9 protein-coding genes are annotated in these 11359 nt (G+C 38.0%); all 9 read left to right on the top strand.

The features are described 5' to 3' along the window. Positions 1-415: 415 nt before the first annotated feature. The 9 genes from LXM54_RS24805 to LXM54_RS24765 all read left to right on the top strand — a co-directional run bounded on the left by LXM54_RS24805 (position 416) and on the right by LXM54_RS24765 (position 11359). Complete coding sequence (locus LXM54_RS24805) at positions 416-640, top strand: hypothetical protein (protein ID WP_233318597.1); 225 nt, start codon at positions 416-418, stop codon at positions 638-640. Positions 641-652: 12 nt separating this feature from the next. Then, on the top strand, positions 653-826 hold the full coding sequence (locus LXM54_RS24800) for a hypothetical protein (RefSeq protein WP_233318595.1): 174 nt from the start codon (positions 653-655) through the stop codon (positions 824-826). Between the two features lie 18 nt (positions 827-844). Next, positions 845-1075 carry a pilin gene (locus tag LXM54_RS24795; RefSeq protein WP_233318593.1) on the top strand — a complete coding sequence of 77 codons (231 nt, stop codon included), beginning with the start codon at positions 845-847 and terminating at the stop codon, positions 1073-1075. A gap of 12 nt (positions 1076-1087) precedes the next feature. Then, on the top strand, positions 1088-2968 hold the full coding sequence (locus LXM54_RS24790; protein ID WP_233318591.1) for a hypothetical protein: 1881 nt from the start codon (positions 1088-1090) through the stop codon (positions 2966-2968). Between the two features lie 33 nt (positions 2969-3001). Next, positions 3002-5362 (top strand): VirD4-like conjugal transfer protein, CD1115 family, encoded by a 2361-nt coding sequence (locus LXM54_RS24785; RefSeq protein ID WP_233318588.1) that lies wholly within the window; start codon positions 3002-3004, stop codon positions 5360-5362. A 12-nt stretch (positions 5363-5374) separates the two neighbouring features. Beyond that, positions 5375-8149: a pLS20_p028 family conjugation system transmembrane protein gene (locus LXM54_RS24780; RefSeq protein ID WP_233318587.1), complete on the top strand. Its 2775-nt coding sequence runs from the start codon at positions 5375-5377 to the stop codon at positions 8147-8149. A 415-nt stretch (positions 8150-8564) separates the two neighbouring features. Further along, positions 8565-8870: a DUF5592 family protein gene (locus LXM54_RS24775; protein WP_233318585.1), complete on the top strand. Its 306-nt coding sequence runs from the start codon at positions 8565-8567 to the stop codon at positions 8868-8870. 5 nt (positions 8871-8875) lie between these two features. Next, the gene (locus tag LXM54_RS24770) at positions 8876-9460 is read left to right on the top strand and encodes a hypothetical protein (protein ID WP_233318583.1); all 585 of its coding nucleotides are present in this window, start codon (positions 8876-8878) and stop codon (positions 9458-9460) included. A gap of 15 nt (positions 9461-9475) precedes the next feature. Further along, positions 9476-11359 carry a VirB4 family type IV secretion system protein gene (locus tag LXM54_RS24765; RefSeq protein ID WP_233318581.1) on the top strand — a complete coding sequence of 628 codons (1884 nt, stop codon included), beginning with the start codon at positions 9476-9478 and terminating at the stop codon, positions 11357-11359.

Here is an 11359-nt window from a genome sequence, read left to right as displayed (position 1 = left end):
AGACGTGTAAAGGAGTGCATCTAAGGATGCACTTATTTTTTTAGGAGGTGATAGCCTAAGGTCAGAAAAAGGTTCATCTAACAGGGGAGCGAGTAAAAATGGAAACTGTACATACAAGGGTAATATTGATCATGTTTATGGCTTGTTTCATTTATGCAGGTATTTGTTTCTTTACACGAGACGTAGATGTTTTGAGGGGCTTGTCTTTAATAGAACAAGTCAAATTTGTCTTTATTTCAGCAGGATGGATTTGGGTAATAGGAATGATTTTACTAACTATACATTTTATATGGGAAGAGCTAAAGTTGAGGAAATCAACGGAATGAATATAAAAACAGGCCAATTGTGCCTGTTTTTTATGTTTATACCTCATCTAACTATTAAAGTCAGGATTTCATGAAAGGAGGGTAGTCATTTGGCAGAAGAAGTACTAAAAATACATGCGACTTCTAAACAAGTAAAAGACTTGAAAAATAACAATAAGATACGAATTCCTTTAGGTGTTCGGTTATCTCGTGGATTATTTATTGATATTACTTGTCTAGCAGAAAATTGTATCAATCAAACAGAACGTTACAAAGTGAAGCGTTACATTATTAAAAAGAATCATATCCATGTGGAACTAATGAACATGGTTTAGGAGTGGATGAAAATGGCTGTTTCAAAAGCAGAAGGTAAAAAAAATAAAGACATGGCAGCACTTATCTTAAAAGCGCAAGGGATGGACTATGAGGAATGGTTAAATGCCAGGCATTTAGAAGTCATTGGAAATAACAATAGTGTGTTAGAAGAAGCTTTAGCTTTTTATATTAAAAATCAATCGTAAAAAGGGGACTTATCTATTATGGAACAATCAATTATTGACATTGGAATCTTTATTATTCGAGCACTACAAGCTGTCGCAGGAACATTTGCGGGTGTAAAACTGGCTATATACGGGATTGGGTATATGAGAAAGAATCAACAAAAGATAGAAGAAGCAAAAGAAGGGATGAAAAACGTCGGCATTGGTTTAGTTGTGGTCATGGGCTGTCAAGCACTGGTCATGTTTTTACAAAATAACGTTTCTTTCTAGGGAGTGTAAGAGATGATTTATGTGGAATTAAAAGTAAATAAAAAGTATAAATCAGCGTTATCTGCCAAAAAGAAATATGCCATTAAGGAAGCTTCCAATGCCTTAGCTCGTTTTGATCGATGGGCTGAAGAGAGAAATGAAACGACGGAAGTGGAATTTATCATCTCAGAAGATGGAGAACGATTATTTAGAGATAACTGTAAAATTGGTGAGGGTTACGCAAGTAACCTTCTTTTATTAGTAAATAGATCCTTAAATACCAATTTTGAAGATGTGTCGAAGGCAGAAAAAGATGCGTTGATTGGAAAATTATCTAATGCGATGCATCAGGAAAACGTGGCTCGTTCAGAACCAGTCAAGAAAGAAAACAAAAGAAGACTTTCATCTTTAGGATTTGGTTGGAAGGGAAAATCAAAAAAGGAAACAGGAAAACAACCGAAATCCGAAGAGCAAGTGGTCTTTCAAGAAGAGCTGGAAAAACAAGAAGAAAAGTATCAAGAGCAACTTCACTTACAAGAAAAGACCCACATAGAAGAGATAAATAAAACAAAAGAAGCACATGAAAAAGCGAGAGTACAAGCTTTAGAAGAAATTAATCGAGAAAAAGATTTAAAGCGACAAGCAATGTTAAAAGAGTTAGAACGAGAGCGTGAGCTTCAGTTAGAACAAGAATTACAGGATAGGGAAAGAAGACACAAGGAAAAACTCCACCAATTACAGGTGGAACAGGAAAAGAAATTAGAAGAAGAATACAACAAACTTGAAGCAGAATTAAAAAGGCAGGAAGAAGCAGCGCGTGAGGCGGAAAGACAAAGGCAGAAGGAGGCAGAGCTAAAACGCCAACAGGAAGAAGCCGAGCGCCAGGCAGAGCTAAAATGCCAACAGGAAGAAGCCGAGCGCCAGGCAGAGCTAAAATGCCAACAGGAAGAAGCCGAGCGCCAGGCAGAGCTAAAACGCCAACAGGAAGAAGCCGAGCGCCAGGCAGAGCTAAAACGCCAACAGGAAGAAGCCGAGCGCCAGGCAGAGCTAAAACGCCAACAGGAAGAAGCTGAGCGCCAGGCGGAGCAAAAACGGCAGCAGGAAGAAGCTGAGCGCCAGGCGGAGCAAAAACGTCAGCAGGAAGAAGCCGAGCGCCAGGCGGAGCAAAAACGTCAGCAGGAAGAAGCCGAGCGCCAGGCGGAGCAAAAACGGCAGCAGGAAGAAGCCGAGCGCCAGGCGGAGCAAAAACGGCAACAAGAAGAAGCCGAACGCCAGGCGGAGCTGAAACGTGAACAGGAAGAAGTCGAGCGCCAGGCAGAGCTAAAACGTGAACAGGAAGAAGTCGAGCGTCAGGCAAAGCTAAAACGTGAACAGGAAGAAGCCGAACGCCAGGCAGAGCAAAAACGGCAACAAGAAGAAGTCGAGCGCCAGGCAGAATTAAAACGCCAACAGGAAGAAGCCGAACGCCAGGCAGCAATGCAACGTGAACAGGAAGAAATAGAACGTCAGGCGGTGCTAACACGCCAACAGGTAGTCAAACAGAAAACGCAAAAGGAACCTTCCCCACTTCCTTCAGCCAATTCTACGGACATACTTTTAAAACAGGCAAAAATGGAGTTTTTAGAGGAATTAAAACAAGATCGATTAGACCAAGAAAAAACGATGAAAAAAGTGTTGAAAGAAAAAGAGAAAGAAAAGAAATCCTTGGAGAAGAAGGAGAAAATTTTAATTAGGGAATTAAAGAAAAGTAAAAAGAATCGAAAGTTACCCTTGCACTCGTGGAAACCAATTGGGATTGTCCTTTGTTTTGTGGTCCTTTTTCAGATTATGAGGACACAACAACCAACGGAATTAATGGATTGGATCGAACGAAGCAAAGGAGAAATTATAGAATTTTTACAACTGTTTAGTTGATGTTGTTGCAAGCTTTTTGCGGAAGGGAACGGTATGAATAAAGAGGAAAAACAATGGAAAAAAATACTGGCGAATAAATATTTACTCTTTACTTTGGAGGTATTCATTCTCGCTGCCACTATTTGTGCGGTGAATTTTGTCTTATCCTTCTTTTTTAATATTCAACTGTTTATTCAAGGTATTAAAGATTACGCCATGAATGGGACTAAAAGTATAACCTCCCTTGTTCAATGGGAATGGTTTTTTACTTTTCATGTTTCTCTTTTCTGGATTTATCTGTTGGTCCTTATTTTTGTTTTGGTGGTATCGCTTATCCGACTGCATGAGATTTATGAGTCGTTTAAAGATATCAATAAACATACGAAAGGATCTTCTCGGTTTACCACGGTTCAAGAGATAAAAGAACAATATACATCGGTAAAAGATGATTCAAAGGGATATGAAGGAAAAGCTGGAATCCCCATCATACATATTGACGATCGGGTGTACATCGATATCAATAGTACCAATGCGATGGTTGTCGCTTCTACTCAATCGGGTAAAACAGAAATGTTTTCTTATCCAACCCATGATTTAGTTATTCGTTCGGAAGAAAAACCATCTGTTATCGTCACCGATCCTAAGGGCGACATGCTGAAAAACACCCGAGCAGAATACGAAAAAAATGGATATGAGGTGTATGTGTTAAACCTTATTAATCCAGATTGGGGTATCGCTTATAATCCACTAGAGTTAATAAAAAGAGCCTATATGAATAAGGAGTTTGCCAAAGCTCAAATGCTTTGTAATACGCTTTCGTATTCTTTGTTTCATAACCCCAATGCCAAAGATCCGATGTGGGAAGAATCTTCTATCGCTTTGGTCAATGCGCTTATATTGGCTGTTTGCGATATTTGTATTAGTTCGGGAAAGCCTGAAAATATTACGATGTATACCCTCACGGTTATGTTGAATGAATTAGGAAGTGATCCAGATGAAAATGGATATACAAAATTAGACCATTTCTTCAGTTCTTTACCTGCTTCTAACCCTGCCAAATTACAATATGGAACGGTTCAGTTTTCGCAAGGGGTGACAAGAAGTGGTATTTACACAGGTACGATGGCGAAGCTGAAGAACTACACGTATGATACGATCGGACGTATGACGTCCAGAAATACGTTTAATATCGAAGATTTGGCTTTTGGGGAAAAACCTATCGCCTTATTTATTGTCTATCCCGATTGGGATGATTCGAATTATACGATTATCTCGACCTTTTTATCGCAATCCAATGCTGTTTTGTCCGAAAGAGCGACTTTGACGAAAAAAGGGTCTTTACCACGAAGAATTTTCCACTTGTTTGAAGAATTCGCCAATATTCCTGCCATTGAAGGAATTAACCGTTCCTTAGCTGTTGGCTTAAGTCGGGGGCTTATTTATTTTATTGTCTTACAGAATAAAGCCCAATTAGCCGAGAAGTACGGAGATAAAATGGCCGAATCGATTGCGGGAAACTGTGGGAATCAAATTTATATTATGTCCGATGAAGTAGCTGACTCGGAAGAGTTCAGTAAAAAATTAGGTCCGAAAACTGTGGTTATTGGGGATAGAAGTGGAGAGTCTTTATCCACGAAGAAATCGTTTGGTGAAAAAGAAGAAGAACGACCATTATTAATGCCTGACGAACTACGAAGATTGAAAAAGGGTGAGTGGGTCGTTATTCGTTCTAAAAAAAGAGAAGATTTAAAAGGAAATCGAATCATTAATTATCCTATTTTCGCCAATATAAAAGAAGGTACACAAATGTTACACCGATATGAATACTTAATGGACCGATTCCATCATCCTATTGCGTTTAAAGATATGGGATTAGAAGGCAGTCATAAGGACATTAATTTGAGTGATCTATTGATTAAGTTTGAGTTATCTAATGAGGCTGATAACGAACAGGAACAAAAAGGTATGAGTCAGGCTACTACTCCTACTGAAGATAGTAAGGATATTGCTTCTAACACAAATGAGGAAGATGCGAATATACCTGTTGAAATGGATATAACCGTTGATATGGAGATAAATGAGCCGATTGACATCGATATTAGTCAGGACTTTTCCTATATGGAAGAGTCAGCAATGGACGATATGTCTGTTGAGTGGAGTGAAAACATGACTCATGAAGAAGGGATAGACGATTTCATGAACCAAATTGAACCAGTTTATGAGGAAAGTACGCCGATTTTAGATGCCATTACGCTAGATAAATATAATTATATAAAATTAATAGCCAAACGCTATTTATCGGAAGACGAATATAGTATGCTAGAAAAATTCCAATATATAGAAGAATTGAGAACGTATTTTGAATCACCAGAAAAGGAAATCATACTAGATAAAATTAAAAATCAGCTCATGTAGGAGGTGGGAATAGTGGATGATAAGGATATTATAAAAATTCTCATTAAGTTTAGGGATTATTTAGACATTGCCGATTGGTTTACAGGTGCCCTGAGAACCGTTGGCTGGGTGATTATTTCGGGACTTTCCTATATGGTCGATCTTTTATCCAAGGGAATCAAAGAAGTATATAAGTTAATGGGATTCCTGAGCAGTGATCAAATGGTGGACTTTTTGTCGGACTATAAAGCTATTACCTTTGCCTTAGCAACTGTCGCAGTTGCTTTTTTAGGTTGGAGAATTATTGTTTTAAAACAAGTAGATTACTCGAAAATCATTACGAATACTTTATTTGCGATCACGATACTCGTTGTGTTGCCTTGGTCGTTAAATCAAGCAGAAGATTTTATCAATGCAGGAAAGTCAGGTAATTCCACGACCATTAGTCAGTCCACCAAAATATATAAAGCCAATATAACCGATCTTTATGCGATAGATGAAGACGGTTGGGAGACGAAGAATCCTGAAAAAAGGAATTATATAAGTGATGATGCCAGCATTGATCTCATCAACATTTTAGAAACGGTTGATACGGGAGGAATATTCAAAAGCAGTCCCTTATCCGATGATGGACAGGATATACTGAATAAAAAGTTAATCAGTGAAAGTGACGAACAGGAAGTAACAGATCTAGAAAATAATCTCTTTATGGATGATGAAGCCTATTATCGTTATGCTTGGCATCCTATTTTTATGATGTTGGAACTTGGTACATTAGCGTTAGTTCTCTTCTTAACGATGTTTAAAACAGCTCAGTTAATTTTAGAGATGGCAGTGGTAAAAGTCTTTTTAACGACAGCTGCTTTAACGGACTTAGAAGAAGGACAACGAAATAAAAAAGCTGTGGAGAAACTAAGAAATATCGTTGTGGTGTTATTTATGATGATGCCATTAATCAGTATTTATCTGTTGTTGACGGATTATGTGAACTCCATGGATATTTCAAGCGCAAGCAAATTAGTTATTTTGTTGGCAGCTGGAGTATTTGTCATTGATGGCCCTAATTTTGTAGAAGAATTATTCGGCGTAGATGCGGGATTAAAGAGTATGAGTCGTTCCTTAATGGGCATGTATGCAGGCGCAAAAGCGACAGGTTCTTTAGCAAAAGGGACAGTAAAAGGCATAAAAAATGTTGGGAAAGCTACGAAAAGTACAGTAAAAGGCATGGGCAATGTTTTTTCTCGAAGAGAAGGCGAACGAGGCTTAGACGGATTTAAGGAAAAGAAAGCAGATAAAGGAAAAGATTCGTCTGATAAAGACAATCATTCTTCAAATGATACAGGAAATGAAAAAAAAAAATCTAAAGAATGGGTAGACAGTGAAAATAGATTAGCCATTCTCGATAATTCTTCTAGCAGTGAAAAAGAAGCAAGTAAGAGTGAAAAGAATCCTAGAAATAAAGAAAAGATGGGTGGATATAGTGAAAAAAATGGGGTGGATGATGAAAATAACAGGCTGGATACGGAAACAGGATTAGGGAGTTTTCAAGGTTCACCAAACAGTAGCCTTGGAGAGTCTGTTGGAGAGAAAACGAATAGTATGTTGCCTAGAAACATGAAAGTAAATACCCCTAAACCTATTGCGGCAGCTAGTAAAAGAATGAAGAAACACATGGAAAAGATGCAAGGTCCGATTGCTTCCTTACCCAATATGTTATCGGGAGAACAACCTAATGGTCCTTCTAATAATGCATTGGGCAGTTTAGCAAGAGATAGCATAAATCCGAGTTCGAATCGAGATACTGGAAGTAGTTACTCTGTAAACGCACCATCTGAAATAACAGAACCAAGTAGAAATATGAATAATACCTTGGGGCAAATGCAAGGTCCAATTCGATCGCCTTTATCCTTTTTTAATGTTCCAGAATTAAAAGGAGAAAACGGGTTAAGCACAAGTGGACGAAGAAACATATCACCAAGTAATTATGTGAAATCGAACCAAGATTATAGCGTAAATACACCTGCCTTTTATCAAAATGCTAGTTCGAGTATGAAAGAGCAGATTGGTAGAATGCAAGGACCGATTCATAGTCTTCCAACTAGGTTAGGGAATGAATCCAACCATACACCGAGTAAACAAACAGGGAGTAGTAGTCAGTTTGCGAGTGGAAATACAGGAAGGGTCTTAAATGCGGTAAATAGGACTAGCACAGCCCCAATGAATAATCCAGGAGTTAGTGGTCCACAAAGGAGTGGAAGCCCAATAGTGGCACCAATGAGTGCTCCGCAAAGGGTGAGCGCAGCCCCGTTGAGTAATCCAGGAGTCAATGTGGGAAGTAGTAGTCCACAAAAGAGTGGAAGATCAATAGTGGCACCAATGAGTGCTCCGCAAAGGGTGAGCACAGCCCCAATGAATAATCCAGGAGTTAATGTGGGAAGTGGCAGTCAGCCAAAGAGTGGAAGCCCAACAGTGGCACCAGTGAGTGCACCAGCAAGGACGATAACAGCGCCGACTAGTACACCAGTAGTAAAGAGTGTAAATGTCAGTTCACAAAAGACTGGAAGTCCAAGAGTGGCACCAGTAAGTGCACCAGCAAGGACGATAACAGTGCCGACTAGTAGTCCAGGAGTTCATGTAGGAAGTGGTAGGCGACAAAGGAGTGAAAGCCCTAGAACGGCTACAGTGAGTGCTCCGAACAGGACTAATGCTGCCCCAATCCGTAATCCTGAAATAAAGGCTGGAAGTAGCAGGCAACCAAAGAGTGAAAGCCCTAGAAATAGTAAAAATAATAACAATAAAAAAAGTTAGGATCTAAATGCTGTTCTTTAAGCATGAAGAATATAAAGGAGAACGGATGGAATCAACTTTTCGAGATACGGGAAAGCCAAACAAGAAATACCTACTAGTCATGAAAATAGCTTTATTGTTCTATTCATGCTGGATTATCACTCTTTCTTTTCTAACTATTATTGCTGTAACTACAGGAAACTTAACTATTTTTCCAACGTACACCCATTATCTAACAACCATAATCGTTTCCTATTTTTTGTATTGCTTTTTGATGATTAAATATACAAAAAATAAAAAAAGAGTAGTGATTCGAATGTTTACTTTTATTGGTCTTTTAATTCTTTTAAAATCAGCAGATATAGTCAGTTGGTTTATGAAATAAATTTAGTTCCAATCCAATTAAGAATAAAAATGAAAGGGATGATAAAAAACAATGAGGAGAATAGTAAGAGTTCCTGAAACCGTTCAAGCAACGCCCCAATGGTCGAAGCTTACTGTACTAGATGGTTTTATTATTATTGCTGGTGCGGCATTTGGTTTCTTCTTAAAATGGTTAGTTCATCCAGTCTTAGCGCTACCTTTTGTAGCGCTTTTTCCTATTTCGTTGTACTTTTTGTTATTGCCGAGTGAATCCCCTGGTAAAAAAGTGTACCAATTGATCATGGCAGTGATAACCAAAGATCGAAAAACGTATCACGCATTAGATGTAAATGATAAACACGAGTTTACGGAGGAGTAAGTACCATGATTAGTTTTGATGCGATAGAAAAAAAGAACACCAAAAAAGAAAAATTGTCTCGGGCAGATAAAAAAATCTTAAAAGCGATTAATAGTATCAATTTGGTCTATCCCATAAACGGTATAACGGAGGAGGGATTTGTCAAAACAAAGCTTAGTATTTATGAATCCTACATAGAAATCTTTGAATTGAAAAAATATGATTTATTCCTAGTGGCAGATACGGAGGAGTTTGATACCGTCACAGGCATGGCTTGGAATTTGGAAAAACTCTATCCCTATCCTAAAAAAGAAGTGTATATGAACTTTCCTGAAGAAAACTCCGAACAACAAGAATACTTTCGCTATAAATTAGAAAAAGCCACATCGGCTGCGGAAATCGAGGCCCTTTCCAATGAATTAGAGAAATTAAAACATATTGAAAAGAATTTTAAACTGCGGGAAGTGTATTTATTTATTTTTGCGGATAACATTCCTGAATTAAACAAACGCATCGAGTTATTAGAAAGGTTCCGACCGGTTTTGGGGCATAAAAAAACCAGTGTAGAAAAGAAAACCAAGATATTAAACAAAATGAATAATCAAATATAGAAAGGAGAAAAAACAGTGAGTCTTCAGCAAGATTTTGACTTTATCAAAGCCACTCAACCAATGGGAGGAATCTCCTTCAAAGATGAATATTATAACCGAAAAGGAGATGGATATGAGGCATGTCTCCATGTGTATAAATATCCGAATGATTTCCATGAATTCTGGTTGAAAGATTTAACGAGTATTGAAAATACCATTGTTACAGTAGACACCTATACCGACCAATCGATTAATTACGGAGAAAAAGTAGGACATTCTGCGGAAGAAATGAATTCGAGAGTAAGAAACGCCATGAAAACGACGGAAATGGATAATGCGGATTATGAACTGAATGCCTTACGGGAGCTGGCTATTGCTTTAAACAAAGAAGGGGAAGTCATTAAACAAATTCATGTGCGTATCTATGTGTATGCACCAACGGTTGAAAAATTAAAAGAATCTGTCTTTGAGATTCAAAAAAAGTTAGATTCAGATGGCTATAAAAGTACGGTATTTTTGGAAGAAAATAAACAACAATGGCAGTCTCTTTTCTTAGATTATGAAAAGCAAAGAAAACTACCAAACAACCGCGTTGGATACGAATTACCTGCAGAAGTGATGGGGCTTGGATTTGCGCATGATCAGACCAGCTTAAAAGACCCTACAGGCGGCTATTATGGCTATACAAGGACGTATGGACCTGTTTATTTAGATATTTTTCATAAGACGACTAAACGGCTATATTACAATGCTTTTATCGGTGGAGATTTAGGTTCGGGAAAATCCACCTTGCTTAAAAAGCTACTCAAAGATAATGTTGCCAAGGGGAATTTTATCAGAAGTTTTGATAAAGCATCCGAACAGGATGGGATTGTTGAATACTTCGGTGGAGTGGTTATCAACCTAGACGGATCAGGCGGAAGAATTAACTTACTACAGGTGTTTCCTACCGTTTCCAATGGAAACAAAATTGATCAAAACGCAAGTTTTCGCCAACATGTATCGAAATTAAATACTTCCTATCGCATGTTGAATCGTAACTGTTCGGATAAGGAGCATCAACAGTTTGATGATCTTATTTATGACTTTTATATAGAGTTGGGGTTATGGGATGAAAAGGGAACGAAAAACATTACCGATTTGCCGATTGATCGATACCCTATTTTATCGGAATTTCATCAATATACGATTCGAAGATATGAAGAAGAAAAGGACGAACGATTTAAAGGGAGAATAGGCGATATCAGTAAATCTATTGGCGCGTTAGTGAATCAATATGGAGATATGTTTAATGGTCCAACGACCATTCCTAACTTAGTAGATCAACAGATTGTGGTCTACGATATCGGCAACTTATCTCAATTAAAACCCGAAATTTTTGATATACAAATCTTTAATGCCTTGACGCAAATATGGGGAGATATGATGCTGATTGGGAAAAGAGAAAAGGAAGCCTTTGAACGGGGAGAAAAGCATTGGTGGGATATCATCCGACTGATTACGATATTGGACGAGTGTCATAACCTCCTTAATATAAACAAAGCTTTCGCAGCTGATTTCTTTGTCACTTTTCAATCGGAAGCACGTAAATTTTTCTCTGGGTTAGTTTTAGCCACGCAAAGAATTGAACGAATGTTTCCGAATGCCAATAATGTCTCGAATGAACAAATGGTTCTGGCGGCCAATAAACTATCGGAAGTTTTTGGATTGACTCAATATAAATTTTTGTTCCGACAAGATAAAACTTCCATGCCTTTAATTCGTAAAATATTTGAAAATCAACTAACAGAAAGTGAATATAACTTAATCCCTAATTTAGAAACAGGTGATTGTGTACTATCCATTTCAGGCGATCAAAATTTAGTCATGCATGTGGAGGTCACAAAAGAAGAATTAGACATGTTCCTGGGAGGAGCTTAA

Origin of the sequence: Bacillus sp. Au-Bac7 (assembly GCF_021341655.1) — a bacterium.
Taxonomy (GTDB): domain Bacteria; phylum Bacillota; class Bacilli; order Bacillales; family Cytobacillaceae; genus Niallia.
Note: the sequence above shows the minus strand (reverse complement) of the source record. Positions and strands in the feature narration are given on the sequence as shown.

Excerpts from the sequence above, each read along its gene's own strand:
- LXM54_RS24790 (WP_233318591.1), top strand. The coding sequence starts at position 1,088 with ATGATTTATGTGGAATTAAAAGTAAATAAAAAGTATAAATCAGCGTTA.
- LXM54_RS24775 (WP_233318585.1), top strand. The coding sequence starts at position 8,565 with ATGAGGAGAATAGTAAGAGTTCCTGAAACCGTTCAAGCAACGCCCCAA.
- LXM54_RS24800 (WP_233318595.1), top strand. The coding sequence starts at position 653 with ATGGCTGTTTCAAAAGCAGAAGGTAAAAAAAATAAAGACATGGCAGCA.
- LXM54_RS24795 (WP_233318593.1), top strand. The coding sequence starts at position 845 with ATGGAACAATCAATTATTGACATTGGAATCTTTATTATTCGAGCACTA.
- LXM54_RS24785 (WP_233318588.1), top strand. The coding sequence starts at position 3,002 with ATGAATAAAGAGGAAAAACAATGGAAAAAAATACTGGCGAATAAATAT.
- LXM54_RS24770 (WP_233318583.1), top strand. The coding sequence starts at position 8,876 with ATGATTAGTTTTGATGCGATAGAAAAAAAGAACACCAAAAAAGAAAAA.